The organism is Gordonia tangerina (assembly GCF_021556435.1).
Lineage (GTDB): Bacteria > Actinomycetota > Actinomycetes > Mycobacteriales > Mycobacteriaceae > Gordonia > Gordonia tangerina.
Genome location: NZ_JAKGCU010000028.1, coordinates 44,469 through 61,959, shown reverse-complemented (window position 1 = coordinate 61,959; position 17,491 = coordinate 44,469). Strand labels below are relative to the sequence as shown.

16 protein-coding genes and 1 pseudogene are annotated in these 17,491 nt (G+C 65.8%); 3 read left to right on the top strand and 14 right to left on the bottom strand.

Annotated features, from left to right (window positions below; translation table 11 throughout):
- From L1892_RS21470 to L1892_RS21455, 4 genes are all read right to left on the bottom strand, one after another.
- On the bottom strand, positions 1 to 1,070 hold a 1,070-nt coding region (locus tag L1892_RS21470; protein WP_235725800.1), incomplete at its 3' end, for an HNH endonuclease signature motif containing protein.
- Between the two features lie 363 nt (positions 1,071 to 1,433).
- Positions 1,434 to 2,246 carry a mycofactocin-coupled SDR family oxidoreductase gene (locus L1892_RS21465; protein ID WP_235725799.1) on the bottom strand — a complete coding sequence of 271 codons (813 nt, stop codon included), beginning with the start codon at positions 2,244 to 2,246 and terminating at the stop codon, positions 1,434 to 1,436.
- A 45-nt stretch (positions 2,247 to 2,291) separates the two neighbouring features.
- Positions 2,292 to 2,912, bottom strand: a complete 621-nt coding sequence (locus L1892_RS21460; protein WP_235725798.1) for a TetR family transcriptional regulator — start codon at positions 2,910 to 2,912, stop codon at positions 2,292 to 2,294.
- Between the two features lie 19 nt (positions 2,913 to 2,931).
- Positions 2,932 to 5,166 carry an MMPL family transporter gene (locus L1892_RS21455; protein WP_235725797.1) on the bottom strand — a complete coding sequence of 745 codons (2,235 nt, stop codon included), beginning with the start codon at positions 5,164 to 5,166 and terminating at the stop codon, positions 2,932 to 2,934.
- Between the two features lie 191 nt (positions 5,167 to 5,357).
- Between L1892_RS21455 and L1892_RS21450 the strand changes: the two genes are divergently transcribed.
- Positions 5,358 to 5,981 carry an alpha-ketoglutarate-dependent dioxygenase AlkB gene (locus tag L1892_RS21450; RefSeq protein WP_235725796.1) on the top strand — a complete coding sequence of 208 codons (624 nt, stop codon included), beginning with the start codon at positions 5,358 to 5,360 and terminating at the stop codon, positions 5,979 to 5,981.
- Between the two features lie 101 nt (positions 5,982 to 6,082).
- A complete protein-coding gene (locus L1892_RS21445; protein WP_235725795.1) occupies positions 6,083 to 6,634 on the top strand; it encodes a hypothetical protein in 552 nt (183 codons plus the stop codon).
- A 41-nt stretch (positions 6,635 to 6,675) separates the two neighbouring features.
- Here the strand turns inward: L1892_RS21445 and L1892_RS21440 are convergent, their stop codons facing one another.
- The 10 genes and pseudogenes from L1892_RS21440 to L1892_RS21395 all read right to left on the bottom strand — a co-directional run bounded on the left by L1892_RS21440 (position 6,676) and on the right by L1892_RS21395 (position 16,428).
- Positions 6,676 to 7,551 carry an oxidoreductase gene (locus tag L1892_RS21440; RefSeq protein ID WP_235725794.1) on the bottom strand — a complete coding sequence of 292 codons (876 nt, stop codon included), beginning with the start codon at positions 7,549 to 7,551 and terminating at the stop codon, positions 6,676 to 6,678.
- A 74-nt stretch (positions 7,552 to 7,625) separates the two neighbouring features.
- Positions 7,626 to 9,326, bottom strand: a complete 1,701-nt coding sequence (locus L1892_RS21435; protein ID WP_372475369.1) for an adenylate/guanylate cyclase domain-containing protein — start codon at positions 9,324 to 9,326, stop codon at positions 7,626 to 7,628.
- A gap of 186 nt (positions 9,327 to 9,512) precedes the next feature.
- Positions 9,513 to 10,061, bottom strand: coding sequence for a YceI family protein (locus tag L1892_RS21430; protein WP_235725793.1), 549 nt, complete (start codon positions 10,059 to 10,061; stop codon positions 9,513 to 9,515).
- A gap of 119 nt (positions 10,062 to 10,180) precedes the next feature.
- Positions 10,181 to 10,938: pseudogene (locus L1892_RS21425) on the bottom strand (SDR family oxidoreductase).
- Entirely contained in the window at positions 10,935 to 11,732 is a 798-nt protein-coding gene (locus tag L1892_RS21420) for an enoyl-CoA hydratase/isomerase family protein (RefSeq protein ID WP_235725792.1), read from the bottom strand. Before L1892_RS21420 ends, L1892_RS21425 begins: the two are co-directional and overlap by 4 nt.
- 100 nt (positions 11,733 to 11,832) lie before the next feature.
- Positions 11,833 to 12,435 carry an NUDIX hydrolase gene (locus tag L1892_RS21415; protein ID WP_372475368.1) on the bottom strand — a complete coding sequence of 201 codons (603 nt, stop codon included), beginning with the start codon at positions 12,433 to 12,435 and terminating at the stop codon, positions 11,833 to 11,835.
- 90 nt (positions 12,436 to 12,525) lie between these two features.
- The gene (locus L1892_RS21410; protein WP_235725804.1) at positions 12,526 to 13,557 is read right to left on the bottom strand and encodes a hypothetical protein; all 1,032 of its coding nucleotides are present in this window, start codon (positions 13,555 to 13,557) and stop codon (positions 12,526 to 12,528) included.
- A gap of 140 nt (positions 13,558 to 13,697) precedes the next feature.
- Positions 13,698 to 14,105 (bottom strand): STAS domain-containing protein, encoded by a 408-nt coding sequence (locus L1892_RS21405; RefSeq protein ID WP_235725791.1) that lies wholly within the window; start codon positions 14,103 to 14,105, stop codon positions 13,698 to 13,700.
- Positions 14,106 to 14,296: 191 nt separating this feature from the next.
- Entirely contained in the window at positions 14,297 to 15,049 is a 753-nt protein-coding gene (locus L1892_RS21400) for a 3-hydroxybutyrate dehydrogenase (RefSeq protein ID WP_235725790.1), read from the bottom strand.
- Entirely contained in the window at positions 15,046 to 16,428 is a 1,383-nt protein-coding gene (locus L1892_RS21395; RefSeq protein WP_235725789.1) for an MFS transporter, read from the bottom strand. Before L1892_RS21395 ends, L1892_RS21400 begins: the two co-directional genes overlap by 4 nt.
- Before the next feature lie 117 nt (positions 16,429 to 16,545).
- Between L1892_RS21395 and L1892_RS21390 the strand changes: the two genes are divergently transcribed.
- Positions 16,546 to 17,478 carry a LysR family transcriptional regulator gene (locus L1892_RS21390; RefSeq protein WP_235725788.1) on the top strand — a complete coding sequence of 311 codons (933 nt, stop codon included), beginning with the start codon at positions 16,546 to 16,548 and terminating at the stop codon, positions 17,476 to 17,478.
- Positions 17,479 to 17,491: the final 13 nt, after the last annotated feature.

Below are 17,491 nucleotides of genomic sequence, written 5' to 3'. Positions count from 1 at the left end.
CCGTTGTCCAACACCGTGATTCCACCATCAGCCCAATGCACGAGGTGATGGCCCTGGCAGCGGGAGGCCGCCACGCCGCATTTGATGCAGCACTCGTCGCGTTTGTGCAACGCTTTACGTACATGGGCTGGGAACAGGCGTTTGTCTTTACTCATCTCCATCGGCACCGCCTCACCGTCGACGATCGCGACCGTCGCGGTGGTGTCACAGGTCAACGTGCGCAGCATGGCTTCGGAGATCGACCCCAGGAACGGCAGTTCGGCCAGATCCGGGGTATCGGCGGGCACCGACACCAGCATCTGGTGACGCGGTGCCGAGGCCGCATCGCCGCTGCGGGCAGCGATATCCAGCAACGCTTCGAGGGCGTCGGCATGCCGGCGCTCGGTGGAACGCGCATCCGGTGAACCGTCAGGTTCAGGGCGCGGAGCCGCCAACTCTTCCATCGCAGCCGAGAATTTTTCGCCGACCTCGGTGTTGAGGTCGGCGCGCACCTGCAGCCGTCCGTCACCATCGACATCGTGGGTGAGCGTGTTGAGGTTGCGGTCCTCGGAGGCGGGTAGCCCACCGGTGTCCTCAGCGGCCTGGTTACCCAGACGACGGGCACGTTTGCCGATGTCGGCGGGGGTGGCGCCGGAAAAGAAGTGGGCGAGAAGTTCGGTCACGATGTTTAGACGCGCCACATCGTCGATCGGTTCCGCTGATCTTTTCCCGACATGATCGACACCTTTACCCACCGCGTCGACATGCTCGGCGGAGATCGCCCCATCAGCGGCGTGCGCGGCCAGGGTCGGCAGTTTCTCGCGGGCGGTCGCGATGCGGATCAGACGGGTCGCCACCGCCGGCGCGAGCCCCATCACGATCAACAACTCGCTGAGTTTGCGGCCGTGGTCGCGGGCCACACCCAGTCGGTCCAGATGGCCGACCACCGTGGCGGCGTGATGGTCGATCAGATTACGCAACGTGACCAGTGTGGTCATCGCATCGAACGCTGCCCGACCCGACATATCGTCGCCCAAGTGCAGGTCACGAACAGAATCAGTGATGGTGGTGAGATCCCCCGAAGCTCCCATGACTCCACTATGGTCGAACACCAGTTCGATGTCAAGGAAATTCTTGAAAATAGTGCAGAAGATTTTTGTGCGGGTGGGGTGGTTTCGATACGCGACGGGCTCGCAAGCTCGCACGCCGCTACTCAACCAACGAAAAGGGGGCGGCGGCACGTAGGGCGGGCGCCGCTACTCAACCAACGAAAAGGGGGCGCGGCACGTAGGGCGGGCGCCGCTACTCAACCAGCGACAGGGGCGGCGGCACGTAGGACGGGCGCCGCTACCCAACCAACGACACGGGCGGCCGTGCATGGCGTGGCACGCCGCTACCCAACGAGGAACGGACAGCGGGCTCGCAGGCTTGCGCCGACTGATCCGGTGAGACCGTCAGAAGTACTGGGCCCCACCATCAATGGAGATGTGCTCGGCGGTGATGAACTTCGATTCGTCGGAGGCGAGGAACGCGACGACGTTCGCGATCTCCGACGGCTCGGCGACGAACTGGTTGAGGAAGGTCATCCCCATGCCGGCCAGGCGCGGATTGGCCGCGTTGGTCTCCTCGATCCGCGCGACCATCTGTCCGGAGCCCATCGGCGTGGCGACGGCACCGGGGTGGATGCTGTTGACCCGGATGTCGTGATTGCCCAACTCCGCAGCGAAAGCCCGTGTCATCCCCACCAACGCATGCTTGCTGGTGGTGTAGTGAACCATGAAGGGCTGCAACTTCTTACCGGCCAGCGAGCTGGTCAGGATGACCGATCCGCCACCTCGCTCGATGAGATGCGGCGCCGTCGCCGTGACGGTGTTCCACACGCCGATGACGTTGATGTCCATCACGTCGCGGAAGCTGGTCGGAGTCACCTCGTCCCAGGTCTCCGGAATGCAGATGCCGGCATTCGCCACCACCACATCCAAGCCGCCGAACATGGCGACGCCCTCGGCGACGGACTCCCGGAGCGCCTCGAGATCTCGCACATCGCATTGCCGCAGGTGCGCCGCGGCGCCCTGCTCCTCGACAAGACGACGGGTCTCGTCGAGGTCTTCCGGGGTGGCCGGGTCATACGGTACGCCGGGCAACGGGCCGGCGATGTCGACGCCGACGATGGTCGCCCCTTCAGCGGCGAGTCTGACGGCGTGGGCACGGCCCTGGCCGCGGGCCACACCGGTGATGAAGGCGATTTTGTGGTCGAGTCGTCCCATGGTGTGAAGTCCTTTCGTGAGCCGATGCCCGAACTGGTCTCCCACTCAGAGCGGCAGACCCTGTTCCAGCAGATCGACCGCGTTGAGCAGGGTGGCGAGCAGGTCGTCGTCGGTGGGGTCATCCCTGGATTGTGCGAAGTGAAACATCACTCCGCCCGCGGCGGCAATGAACACCCGTAGGCGAAGGTCATCGGACTGCACGCCCAGGTAGTCGGCGAAGAAGTCTGTCGCCTCCGAAATCGCTCTGTCGCTTTCGATCTGGTAGGCGGTTCGCAGCGTCGGCTCGGACTGGATCAGCCGCATGCGTGCGGAGTTGCTCACCCACTCGTCGGCGGTCCCGATGCGGAACATCTGTCCGATCAACCGGCGCAGCAGATCGAAATGCCCCAGCCCGGGCGGGATGGCGGCGATTGCGTCGTGCCGAGCTTCCTCCAGATCGTCGGAGATGACGACCTGCTCCTTGGAGGCGAAGTACCGGAAGAACGTGGTGTGAGAGACCTCTGCCTCGCGCGCGATCTGCTCAACTGTCGTGTGGGTGTAGCCGTTCTCGGCGAACAGCTTCATCGCCGCGTCGCGGATCGCTTTGCGGGTGCGAATCTTGTTCTTCTCCCGCAAACCGACCCGACGCCCCGGGCCGCAGCCCGGGGACGTCGTCGGTGTGGCCATTTGTCGGTGACCTCCCTGATCAGGTCGCCGGGGCGACCGCCTGCCGCTCGTTGTCGGCATCGAGGTGTTCGAGCCCGCGGTCGCGGACCGCACCACCCTCGATGTCGAAGTTCACCACAAGACGATCCAACCACTTCGGCAGCCCCCAGGCGCGATCACCCAGCAGAGCGATGATCGCCGGCACCACCATCATCCGGATGATGAAGGCGTCGAACGCCACTGCCACCGCAAGCGAGAAGCCGAGCATCTTGGCCGTGGTGTCAGGCGCGAGCATGAACGCGGCGAACACGCTGATCATGATGATCGCGGCGGAGGTGACCACACGCGCACCGTGCCGATATCCGGCGATGATGGCGTCCTTGGCGGACATCCCGTGGATGTACTCCTCGCGCATTCGGGTCACCAGGAACACCTGATAATCCATCGCCAGGCCGAACACCACGCCGATCAGGAAGATCGGCAGGAACGACAGGATGGGCTTGGTGTTGTCGATCAGGCCCAGTGCGCCTTCCTGGAAGAAGAGCACCGTCATGCCGAAGGTGGCGAGCACGGAGAAGATGAAGCCGAGGGTGCCGATCAGGGGCACCCAGATCGAGCGGAAGACGCCGATCATGATCAGGAATGCCAGCCCGACCACGACCACCAGATACGGGATCAGCGCACTGTCGAGTTTGGCCGACAGATCCGACAGGATCGCCGTCTGCCCACCGACATGCAGTTCCACCCCGGCGGCTTCGGCGGTGGGCGCGTAGTCGCGGATCGTCTCCATCAGATCGTGCGTTGCGGCATCCGATGGCGCGCTGATCGGCGTCACCGAGATGAGTGCGGTGTCCGCTCCCACCTGTGGCTGCGGTGTTCCGTTACCCATCCAGGTGAGCGTGGCGGCGTTGGCCACGTCGTCGAGCGTCGCGATATGTTCCACGGCACTGTCGGCCGCAGCGCTGACGTCACCGTCTTCGGTGTGCAGCACCACCAGCAGCGGCCCGTTGATGCCCTCACCGAAACCGCGCTGCAGCAAGGTCTGCGCCTGCGCCTCGTCGTCGCTGGTCAGCGACATGCCGAGTTCCATCTTGGACATCGGGATCGCGGCCAGAGCCAGCACGGCGAGCCCCGCGACGATGAACGGGATCGGCCGATTGACCACTCTGCGACCGACTTTGACGCCCACGGTATCGAAGGTCGCACTCTCCTCAGCGTGCTTGATCCACGGTATGCGCGGGGTGAAGGCGAATCGGCCGACCGCGCCGAGCAGCGCCGGGATCAACGTGAGAGCTGCGACCACCGCCATGAACACGGCGACCGCGGCGCCCATACCCATCTGGGTGATCAGCGGGATGCCGATGACCATCAGGGCTGCGACGGCGATGATCACGGTGAGGCCGGCGAAGACGACGGCCGATCCGGCAGTGCCGACCGCTCGGCCGGCCGCATCGGCGGGATCACCACCCCGCATGCGCTCGGTCCGGTAGCGGGACACGATGAACAGCGCGTAGTCGATCGAGACGGCGATGCCGAGCATGGTGACGATCGCGGTAGCGGTCTCATTGATGCTGAGGAACTCCGCCGACAGCGTGAGCAGCATGATGGTGATCATCACGCCCACCAGACCGGTGACCAGCGGGATGAATGCCGCCACCAGCGCACCGAACGCGACGATCATGACCACGAAGGCGACCGCGAAACCGATCAGCTCGGCAGTCCCACCGGCCTCCATGACCTGCATGAGCGAGCCGGTGGCCTCCACCTGCAGGCCATCACCACTGTGCTGGGCGAGGATCTCCTGCAGCTGCTCCTTTTCCTCGACGGTGAGATCCATGATCTCGATGTTCTGGCGGATCTGGATCAGGCCCACCCGACCTTCGTCGCCGAGGACCGACGCGCCGATGGTCGGGTTGGCCTGCGCGGCCACCACCGGGTTGACCACGGTGCTCGCATCGGTCAGATCGGGCAGTGACTTAAGGTCCTCGACCAGCGCGTTGATCTGATCGGTGTGCGCGGCCAGCCCGTCGTCGGCGGCCACGAGCACGCTGGTCGACGCTTGCGACTGCTGCTCCATGACCTGCGGGAAGTATTCCTCGATCTGCGAGGTGGCGGTACCGGAGTCGGTACCCGGCAGGCTGAAGTCCTTCGCGAACTTCGGGCTCAGCGCGCCCACCAAACCGGCCACCGTGACGGCGGCGAGCAGCCACGTCGCGATCACCCACCATTTGTGTCGGAAGCAGAATCTTCCGACTCGGAACAGCATTGAGGCCATCGTCTTCCTCTCGGATCGGCGGATCGCCGGCAGTCAAAGGTGTTAGTGACTACCACTTGTTACTGGATAACAACAAATGTCGGATTTCGCCACCGAGTCCGCCGCCAGAGTGTCGAATGCCTCCCTCCGCGCACCGCCGTGACGCGCACAATATCGAACACGCGTTCGCATGAGTCGGTATGCTCGCGTTCATGACCGCAGGTATGCAGTGGTCGCTGTTCGACCAGTCGACCGACACGGAGTTGCGCTCGCTCGACCGCACGTCCCGACACGTGCTGTCGGACGGCGCGTGGGTGGATCTACGTCCCGGATGGGTCGCCGGTTCGGCCGCACTCTTTGACCGCCTACACACGGCCACTGCATGGCGCGCCGAGCGACGACGCATGTACGACCGGGTGGTCGACGTCCCGCGGCTGGTCGCGACCTACCATTCCGCCGAATCGTTTCCCGACCCGATGCTCGTCGCCGCACGTGACGCACTCAGCGGCCATTACCGCCGCGAGTTACCCGAAGGGTTCGCCACCGCGGGCCTGTGCCTCTACCGGGATGGTTCCGACAGCGTTGCCTGGCACGGCGACCGGATCGGGCGGGGCTCACACGAGGACACCATGGTGGCGATCGTGTCGTTGGGCTCACCCCGGCCGTTGCTGCTGCGTCCACGCGCCGGCGGCCCGTCGGTGCGCTTCGTGGTGGGCCCCGGTGACCTGCTGGTGATGGGCGGCAGCTGCCAGCGCACCTGGGAGCACGCGGTACCGAAGGCCTCCGGGGTCGGCCCACGCATCAGCGTCCAGTTCCGCCCCCGCGGCGTGTGGTGATCGGCGCAACCGAAATTCACCCGTTCTTGTCGCCCCGCCAACATGGTCACGGTCGGTGATGGTTGAATCGACGAGAAGGTCCACGCGTCGGGGGGTTGTCAGTGAGTCTCAAGTCGGGCTTGTCCGCGCTCGCCGTCGGATCGGCGGCGGTGGCCATCGCAGTCTCCGCCGCACCCGCCCTCGCCGCTCCACTGGACTCCGTCTTCGGCAGCGCAGGCAGTTCCGGTTCCGGGAGTGCGGGCAGTTCGGATCTGCTCGATGCCGGTAGTTCAGCGCTCGGCTCCTCGGGCGACAAGACCGAGCACTACGGCAAGCTGGGACGCGACAACGCCCCCAACGGGGTGAGGTCGATCAACGTCTGGGTGTACGCGCCGAACACGCAACCGATCAGCCCGGGTGTGTATCCCCGGAACTCACGACTCGGCGTCCGCTACAACTCGACGATCGATGCCGGGCCCGTCGTCGACGGCGACGAATGCGCGATGCAGATCCGGTTGAGCGGGCCGAAGGTGCCGAAGAAGGCGCAGCTCTTCAGCACGCAGGATTGCACGTCGGTCAAGCCCTACACGCTGCGCGCTCCGGGGTCGTACTCGATCAGCGTCACCGACACCATCTCCGGCGCCTCGAACGCGATCACCTTCGACGTCCAGTAGGCGCGGCTGCCCTTCGTGACACTCGGCTGGCGCCTCGTTCCTCAGGCCACGAAGTCGGTCTTCGTGAGCTGTTCGGACATCGTCCACAGCTTGTCTCGGACACCGGCGTCGTCAGCACGCTTGTGGTATCCGGAGACACCCGGGGCCCCGCGGCTGCCGAACATCTCGGTCGGACCGTAAAAGGTGCCGTTCGTGGCATCCGGCGATGTCGCGGCGTACAGCGTGGGCAGCGCACCCTCGGCGGCACTCTGCGCGAAGATCTTGTTGCCGAACTTCATGAACACGTCCTCGACCGTCTCCGATCGCCCCTGTAGCTCCGTGGCCGCGTAACCGGGATGCGCGATCATCGAGCTCGTCGACGACCCGGCCGCGGCGAGCCGCTCGGCCAACTCCTTGCCGAACATCAGATTCGCCATCTTTGAGTCCCCGTACGCACGCCACCGGCGGTATCTGCGCGCCTCCCAGTTCAGATCATCGAGGTCTATGCGTCCGATCTGATGCATGGATGACGAGAGCGTGACCACTCGGTCGGCGATCTTGGGCAGTAGCAGCGCGGTCAACGCGAAGTGTCCGAGATGATTGGTGCCCATCTGCATCTCGAATCCATCGGCGGTGCGGCGCATCGGAATCGCCATGACCCCGGCATTGTTGATCAGCACGTCGGCACCATCGCAGCTGTCGGCGAACGTCCGCACCGATGCCAGATCAGCCAGATCCAACTGTGCCACAGTCGCATTCGGACCGATTTCGGCTGCCACCGGCTGCGCCTTGTTGACATTGCGGCACGCCAGGGTCACGGTGGCACCGGCCTTTGCCAACGCTTTCGCCGTCTCGGCCCCCAGACCGCTGTTGGCTCCGGTCACCACGAACCGGCGCCCGGTCTGATCCGGGATGTCCGCGGTCGTCCACTTGCTCATCATGCCTCCCCATCGATGCTGTGCGCTGACTGCCAGCGACGCTATGGTCTCCGACCAACGTCGTCAACGAGCGATCACAACTGCCCGGTGACCCGGCGCGCCGGCCGGAGCAGACCGGCCACCACCGTGCCGATCGAGATTCCCGGCGGGCGCGTGGCAATCGAGCGCGGCGCGAACACCTGAGTCGGCTCACTGCGACCGCGCAGTGACCGCGTCCCCACCGGAATCCACTCACCTGCCTCGTCGTCGGTGGCGCAGGCCAGCGCCGCACCCGACGCCATCACCGAGCTGCCGGACTGTTTGGCCAGATCCGACAACCGCGCGCTTTCGTTCACCGCGTCACCGATCACCGTGTACTCGTAACGGGTCTCGGCGCCGATGTTGCCGGCGAACACCGTTCCGTAGGAGATACCCATTCCCCACCCGATGTCGAGTTCGTCCCCCAACCGATCGGCGAGGTCACGCGCCGCGGACAGTACCGACGTGGCAGGGTCGTCGAGTTCCACCGGCGCGCCGAAGATCGCCAGCGCCGAGTCGCCTTCGAACTTGTTGACGAAGCCGTGATGGCCGTCGACCACGTCGGCAACGATGGTGAAGAAGTCGTTGAGCAGCTCAGCGGTGGCCCCCGGATCCTGCCGCGCGGCCATACCGGTGGAGTCGATGATGTCCACGAACAGCACACCGACCGTCGCGTTGACTCCCCGCATACCCTCGCCGTGTTCGAGTGCCTGCGCCGCGACGGTGTCGCCGACATGGCGGGCGAAGAGCTGCCGCATCCGCTCGCGCTCCTCGAGTCCGATCACCATCGTGTTGAAGCCGTGCTGCAGCACGCCGAGTTCGGAGGAGTCGTAGACAGGCACCCGGACGGTGTAGTCGGCCGCGTCCACGCGCGTGACCGCATGGTGCAGATCGCTGAGCGGGTCGGCGATGGAACGACCTACGAGGGTGATCACCCGGATACCGGCGACCAGCGCCACCACCCCGAGGATGATGATCGTCCAGTCGACCGGACCGCTGACCGGCGGGAGCATATCCAACCATCGCCCGAGATTGAGCAGCAACAACCCGAACATCGGTACGGCGGAGCTCACCAGCCACACCGCGATCATCCGGCTGCGGACACCGTGAAAGACGTGTCGCGCCGGGAAGTCACGGAAGGCGACCACCGCCAGCGGTCGGGCCGCCCGTTCGGCGAACAGATAGGTGATACACGAACTCGACATCGCCGCGAGTAGAAAGGCCGCGGCGACCCCGGCCGTGCGCGACGACGACGGGTCGTCGGCGACGACGGCGTAGGAGCCGACGGCGGTGGTCCAGGCGGCCAGCGTGGCGATCACCTGATTGCGCGGTATGTGACGGATGGCTGCGCGGCGAGCGCGATCGGCGGGTATTCCGCTCACGAACCAATCGACCTGCGGTTTGATCAGTAGGACGCCGAACAGCATGTTGGTCAGCGTGCCGACGATGATGCCGGTGAGCACTGCCGGGAAGTTGGGGGCGCCGACCGTGCCCTCCAAGGTGAGCTGACTGCCGTTGTACGCCAGCTGCACCAGCAAAAAGGTCTCGATCCCGATCGCACAGTTCGTACCGATCAGCGCGATCGCGGCGGCTGCGGTCGCCCGCCGCGACATGCGGGCGCGTTGTGTGCGGGGCAGTTCTGCGAGGTCCCGAACGTTGGTGCCGCCGTGGCGGCCCCACAGGTATCGCGGCAGTGCCTCGCCGTGGATGTACGGCCACGCCCGTTGCAGGGCGGCGTGGCCGAGTGGTCGCGCCATGACGGCCACCTCCTGCGCCGGTAGGTACCTGCAGGGTACCCATGACCGACGGCGGCGGGCAGGGCCTCGAGGTCCCGGATGCCCCCGGCATGCAGAACGGCCGGCTCCACGGCCTCGGGGGATGAGGGGTTCAGGTGTGGAGCCGGCCGACGCTCCGGCCGATCGGGCCGGACGTACGTGATCGGATCAGGCAGGCTGGTTGGCCTCGATCTCGAGCGTGATGGTGACCTTGTCGCCCACCACGACGCCGCCACCTTCGAGCGGCATGTCGATGTCGATGCCGAAGTCCTTACGGTTGAGGACGGTGCTCGCCTCGAAGCCGGCGACCGCGCCGTGGCCCATGCCGGGGTTGGTGCCGTTGAACTCGAGGTCCAGTTCGACCGACTTGGTGACGCCCTTCAGGGTGAAGTCACCGGTGAGCACGTAGTCGTCGCCCTTGGGAGCCACGCCGGTCGAGACGAAGGTGGCCTTCGGGAATTTCTCGGCGTCGAAGAAGTCGGCGGACTTGATGTGTCCGTCGCGCTGATCGTTGCCGGTGGTGATCGAGGTGACGTCGATCTCGGCCTGCACCGAGGGGGTGCCGTCCTCGGCGATGGTGATGGTGCCCGAGAAGGTCTCGAAGTTGCCGCGCACCTTACTGACCATCAGGTGCTTGACGGAGAACGCGACGGCCGAGTGAGCCGGGTCGATGGTCCAGGTGCCGGTTGCGATGGGGGCGGCTACGGCTGCGGTCATGGTGATACCTCCAATGGGTGTGGTCTTGGGTCTGGTGGGCCCTTTCGACCCAACACCACCTTAAACGGACCGCAGTCCGATTACATTCCCGGGCCGGCAAAAAAACTTCCGGGGCAATGTCAGCGCGTGGTGGAGATCCCTCCATCGACCGGGATCACTGCGCCGGTGAGGTAGCTACCGGCCCTGCTCGTCAGGTACACCGTGGTACCGATCACGTCATCGGCCCGGCCGATACGACCCAGCGGAGAGGAGGCCGCGATCTCATCGCCACGTTCGGCGAGGAAGTGAGCCATCATGCGTGATTCGAACGGGCCGGGCGCGATGGCGTTGACGGTGATGTTGCGCGACCCGAGATGTCCGGCGAGGTGTCGGGTCAGTTGGTGGACGGCGGCCTTGCTGGCGGAATAGGAGTACGACTCGGTCTGCGGGGCCCGGATGCCGTCGATGCTGCCGATCATGATCACGCGCGCTGGGTCGTCGACGGTTGCCGACGCCAGCAACTGCGGGAGCAACGCCTGGGTGAGGGTGAAGGGCGACTGCACGTTGAGATCAAGGACCCGGTCCCACGCCGAGTCCGGGAAGTCCTCGATCGGCGCACCCCAGGTGGCGCCGGCGTTGTTCACCAGGATGTCGAGCCGATCCACCTCAGCGCCGACCTGCGCGGCCAACTCCCGGCACCCCTCGGGGTGGACAGGTTGGCCTGGATCGCACCGAGGCCGGCGGCGCGGGCCTCGGCCAGCGCGGGTTCCTTGCGCCCGGCGATGATGACGCGCGCCCCGCGATCGGCCAGACCGTGCGAGATCATCGCGCCGATCCCGCTGGTGCCGCCGGTCACGAGCGCGGTCTTGCCGCTGATGTCGAAGAGGTCAGTGGTCATCGTCGTCGGTACTCCGGTCGTCGTTTCTCGAGGAACGCGGCGGTTGCCTCGTTCCGGTCGTCGGTCATCGCGGTGATCATCTGTTGTCGGTTCTCGAACTCCACCGTCGCGGAGAACGAGTTCGACTCGACCGCCGCCCACATTCCCACCTTGGTCATCTCGACCGACAGCGGCGGGTTGGCGAGGATCGATTCGGCCGTGGCGATCGCCGCGGCCAGCAGGTCGGCCTGCTCGACGACGTCGACGAGCAGGCCGTACCGCAACGCGTCGTCGGCGTCGAACTTGCGGCCGGTCAGCATCAATTCGTGTGCGCGGCCGGTGCCGACCAGTCGCGGCAGCAACCAGGACACCCCGATGTCGCAGGCGGAGAAGCCCGCGCGGATGAAGCCGACCGCGAAGACGCTGTCGGTGGACCCGATCCGGATGTCGCTGGCGCACACCAATGCCAATCCGCCGCCGGCCGCCGCACCGTTGACGGCCGCGATGACCGGTTGGCGTAGACCGTGCAGACGGCGCGCCAGACCGGCGATGTCCTGCTGGCGTTCAAAACTCGCGATCATGACGCCGTCGTCGACCGAGTCGTCGTCGCCATACCCCCGCAGATCCAATCCGGCGCAGAACGCCCGACCGGCGCCGGTGAGGATCACCACGCGACAGTGCTGGTCCCGGTCCAGCTCGTCGAGTACAGCCGTGAGATCGCGCACCAACGCGGCGTTCAGCGTGTTCATCGCGTCACGGCGGTCCATCGTGACGATGGCGATCTCCCCGCGATGCTCGACGGCCACCGTCGTCATCGGCCGGCTCCGGTCATGTCGTGGATCACATACGTGGTCATGCTGTCGTTGGTACCACCCCCGGCGCCACACCTAGGACCGAGGTGGCGAATCTGGTGTCCTAGCGCCAGGCGAAGACGGGCTGCTCGAACCCGTCGACGCGGGTATGCCGTTCGCGCAGGACGACTTCGGCGAACTGATAGATCACCGCCGCAGTCGGTGCGTGGACCAACGCACCCACGATGGGCAGCTGGATGACGGGACGGTCCGATTGCGGGATGGTGAGGAACCGCGGCTCGACCATCAATTCGTCGAAGGTGACGAAGAAGAGTTGGGCAACCTCGTCCGGGTTGGGGTCCGGAACGTGCGTCTGGTCGGACCAGCAGACGACTGGCGTGATCACGAACCCCGATCGGGTCGGGTAATCGTCAAGCATGCCGAGCACGCTGTCTGCGGGGAGCTCGACGCCGATCTCCTCGTGTAACTCCCGCAAGGCGGCCGTCGGCTGGTCCTCCCCCGGGTCCAGTCGCCCGCCCGGTAGTGCGTACTGCGCCGCGTGACGGCGCATCGTTGCGGGTCGCTTGGTCAGCCAGATCCCCTGCTGTCCGTCCTGTTCGGCGATGGTGATGGCAACCGCCGCCGAGCGCGCGTCCGGCAGGTCGGCCGTGTGTCGTCGGAATCCGGAGATCCGCGCGGCTACGGCGGCGCGATCGAGAGTGCTCACCTTCCCAGTTGACCACGCCCGGCGCTCGACCAGGATGAGTGCGTCCACATGGGAACTGACATCCACGGTGGTTGCTTCCGGGTGTGAGAGTCAGATCCGCGCGTTGTCGTGGGCGGAGGTCTGCCGTCCGAGGTGGTAGCTGATGACCGCCAGGCCGAACAGCCCGACACCGAGATTGATCAACGCACCAAACCCCTCGAGGGCGAAATCGACCAGGGCGTTGGTCACGGTGAACACCAAGGCGGCCATGCGGAGCGACCGCAGCGGCCACACGCTGTCGGTGCGACGACGTGCGATCATCGCCGGCAACGACAACCCGAGGGTGGCGATACCGCTGACGAACAGAATCCAGTTCGCCGTTGGGTTGCGGCTGATCTCGAAATAGAGGTCGATGTCCCCCATCTCCCTCGTGTTGAACGTCCAGGCGAGGACTCCGAGGACAAATGTGAATGCCGAACTGGCCACCAGCAACCACCCCACCACCGGCACCCAGCGCGGGCTGCGGAAGAAGTCGGGAATCAGCCCGGTCGCCCGATCACGCAGCCGCATCAGGCGATCCGGCGTGTCCGCGCTCGCATCCAGCAGTCCACGTATGTGACCGATCGCCGTCGGGTCGGCGCCCTGGTCTTTGGCTACCTCGAGGAAGCCGACCGCCTGCCGGCGCCTGCGGGCGGGCAGACCATGGGAGATACCGTCGGCGGCAATCGTGGCGGCGTTGGCCATCGCTTCGGCGACTGTCGGCTTCTTGACGTCGCGGACGACACGACTGATCACCAGCACCGCGACGACCAGGATGTACATGATCTCGGCCGACGGTCCATAGAAGTAGTCGTTGTTCTTGGTGATGAACTTCCCGATTTCATCCAGGAACAGCCCGAAGCCGATGCCGCCCATCACGATCGCGGTGACCCGGGTGGCCGGACCCAAGAAGAGCCAGCCGATGATCAGCGCCAGCATCATCAGCGCACCACCCCACAGGGCGTGCGCGATGTGCAGCGTGCCGCCACCGACCTGCGGATAGCCGGTGAGCTGCAGGTAGAGCCGAGTCACCAAAATCGTGCCGATGGCGAAGATCAAGAACCATTCCACCGACGTGGTGCCGTAGATACTGCGGATCATCACCGCGTTGGCCCTATTGCGCGTCGGTCGCGATGTCGTGGGTCGCGAGGTCATGGACGCAGTATCGCGTGCACCGGTCGGGCCGGGCGGGCGTTCACGCGATCAGGCCGTGCGCACGGCCCAGACGAAACACGCTAACGCGACTACCGCGTGTCGACCACCAGGCCTCCGGCGCCGAAGAGGTCGAAGAGCAGGCGCGTGGCGCGAGCCGGGGCGACGACGTCGACACGACCGGCGGCGACCAGTGGATGCTCGGCAATCGTGCCGACCGCGCGCGGGCTCATGAAGGAGACGTCGGCGAGGTCGACCATCACCCGGGCGTACCCGGCGCCGGCGCGGGTCATCGCGCGCTGCAGATCTCCGCATGCCGCGAGGTCGATCTCACCGGTCACCCGCAGCCAGACGGTGCCCGCAGAGCGTCGTTCGACGGTGAACTCGTAGAGCGGAACCGTGTGCTGCCGGGGTGTTTCCGCCGAGCCGATGACATCGAAGACGTCGATCGCGGGGATCGTGTCGCTCTGGTCATCGGTCGGAAAAGGAGCAATGGTCATGGCGTCACCGATCGTCGCAGGGGCACTGATCCGCCGTCACGGACGTGCTCTACGCCAGATCCGCCGGTAACCAAAAACTACCGGCGGGATCGGACACGCACGCACGCACGGGACATCAGTGATACCGCACTGAGATGACAAGTCTCGAAACGGTAACGGAACGCAACTCGACATTCCAGGCCCCCGCCCGTTCAGCGGGCACTCCACCCGCCGTCCATCGGATACGACGAGCCAGTCACCATGGCGGCAGTGTCGGATGCCAGCCACGCAACCAACTCGGCGACCTCACTGGGCCGCACGAGACGCTTGACGGCGCTCTCGGTGAGCATCACCTTCTCGACAACCTCACCTGCGTCCATCCCGTGCACACGCGCCTGGTCGCTGATCTGCCGGGCCACCAGCGCGGTCTCCACATAGCCGGGATTCACGCAGTTGCTGGTGACCCCACGTGAAGCGCCCTCCAGTGCAACGGTTTTCGACAACCCTTCCAGCGCGTGCTTGGCGGTGACATAGGACGACTTGTAGGCCGACGCCCGCAGTCCGTGGATCGACGAGACGTTGACGATCCGGCCGAATCCGCGCCCATACATCCGCGGCAGCGCGGCACGGATCAGCAGGAACGGGGCCTCGACCATCACCCGCTGCATCCGGCGAAAGGTGTCCGGCGCCATCTCCTCGATCGGCGCGACCGATTGGATACCCGCGTTGTTGATGAGGATGTCGACATCCAACCGGAGACCATCGAACTGTTCGGTGTCGCAGAGGTCGACGTGCCACGCCTCACCGTCGAGATCGGCCGCGACCTGCTTGGCACCGACCTCGTCGATGTCGGCGACGACGACGTGTGCGCCACGCTCGGCGAGGGCGCGGGCACAGGCCTGCCCGATGCCGCTCGCCGCACCGGTGATCAACGCCCGTCGCCCGGCAAGCTCCGCCGTGCTCATACCGACACCCCTTCCCGGCGTGGCGCGACGTGGAGGAACTGCGCCGCATCGGCGTCGTCGATCGACTGCAGGGACAGTCCTCTGGTCTCGCGCGCCGCGATCACCGCGATGATGGTGACGACACAGGCCGCGGCCAGGTAGATCGCGATCGGCACCGACGAGTCGAACCGACTCAGCAGCGACGCGGCGATGATCGGCGCGAGCGATCCGGCGACGATCGAGGTGACCTGATAGCCAAGCGAAACGCCGGAGTACCGCATTCGAGTGGGGAACATCTCGGCCATCATCGCGGGCTGCGGCGCGTACATGAAGGCATGGAAGACCAGGCCGCTGATGATCGCCAGCATGATGACGCCGTAATGGCCCGTGTGCATGAGCGGGAAAGCGAAGAATCCCCAGGCGGCGGTCGTCACCGCCCCGAACAGGTAGACCGGCCGGCGGCCGAGACGATCGGCCAGTCGTCCGACCATCGGGATCACGGCGAGGTGAACGACGTGGGCCGCGAGCATCCACCACAGGATGTCGGCGGTGTCGGCGTCGACGACGACCTTCAGGTAGGTGATCGAGAAGGTCACGACGAGGTAGTACATGATGTTCTCCGCGAAGCGCAGGCCCATCGCGGTGAACACGCCACGGGGGTATCGCTTGAGCACCTCGATCGCACTGAACGACGATGTCTTGATCTCCTCGGCCTCGCGTTGTGCGGCGACGAAGATCGGCGCGTCGGTCACCTTGGTGCGCACGTAGTAGCCGACCAGCACGATGACCGCCGAGAGCCAGAAGGCGATACGCCATCCCCAGCTCAGGAATGCGCTGTCGGGCAAGGTGGTGGTGAGCACCAGCAGCACCACTGTCGCGACAAGGTTGCCGACGGGCACGCCTGCCTGAGGCCACGATGCCCAGAACGCGCGGGATCGGTTGGGGCTGTGCTCGGCCACCAACAACACGGCCCCACCCCACTCACCCCCGACGGCGAAACCCTGGATGAACCGCAGGGCGACGAGCAGCGCGGGCGCCCAGTAGCCGATCTGGCCGAATGTCGGCAGACATCCCATCAGGAAGGTGGCCGCTCCCACCAGCACGAGACTCAACTGCAGCAACTGCTTGCGCCCGTACTTGTCGCCGAAGTGACCGAACACGACGCCGCCGAGCGGCCGGGCCACGAAACCGACGGCGTAGGTGACGAATGCGGCGATGATGCCGTCAAGCTCGTTGCCGGTGTCGGGAAAGAAGACCTTGCTGAAGACGAGGGTGGCTGCGGTGCCGTAGAGAAAGAACTCGTACCACTCGACGATCGTGCCGGCCATGGACGCGGCGACGATACGACGCAGGCCCGACCGTTCGTCGCGCGACGACATCGCAGGTTCTGCACTGGACATGCTCACTCCTTCGCGGGAATTTCATGTGATTCGGGTCACGTGTCGCTCGAGTATTGAATGAACATGGATGCGCATGCAATGCCCAGATCGGCGATGGGCATCTGCAAAAATGCAGATATGCCTGCTGACTTGCCGAGTCCGGACGACCTGCTGGTTCTTCTCGCCGTGGGTCGCAGCGGGCGCTACACCTCGGCCGCGGACACGCTCGGCCTGAACCACACCACCGTCGCGCGTCGGATCGAATCCCTCGAACGCACGATGGGCGGCCGAGCACTCGCCCGCGGCGCGGGAGGCTGGGAATTGACCGATCTCGGTCGGCAGGCGTTCGCCGCCGCTGAGCGCATCGAAACTGCCCTGCGGGCACTCGAGGCCGACATCGATGGATCGCCGAGCCTGAGTGGCGTGGTCCGGATGTCGGCCACCGACGGGTTCTCCGCCTACCTCGCCGCACCCGCCGCGGTGTCGGTGCGGCGGCACCATCCGGCAGTGAGCGTGGAGATCGTCACCGCCACCCGACTCGCGTCGCAGCACCGCACCGGCCTCGACATCGAAGTCGTCGTCGGCGAGCCGCATGTGCACCGCGCCGAGGCGATACGTCTCGCCGACTACCGCCTCGGTCTCTACGCCTCGCGCGGCTATCTCACCGAACACCAGACGCCCACCAGCCCCGGGGATCTCACTGCTCACCCGCTGATCTACTTCGTCGACGCAATGCTGCAGGTGGACGATCTGGATCTGGCCCGGACCCTGGTCCCCCAGATGCCCGAATCTGTGACGTCGACGAACGTGTTCGTGCACGTCGAAGCCACCCGCGCGCACGCCGGCATCGGACTGCTGCCGTGCTTCATGGCCGACCGGCACGACGATCTGGTCCGCGTGCTGCCCACTGTCGGAGCCGAACTGACCTACTGGCTGGTGACGCGGACCGAATCGGCCCGGCGCCCGGAAGTCGCCGTGGTGGTCGACGCCATCCGCGCGATCGCGGACGCGCGGCGAGCCGAGTTGTTGGGTGAGCCCTCCGGAGCGGTTGCCGCGAACGCGAACCCCTGACAACACAAAACCC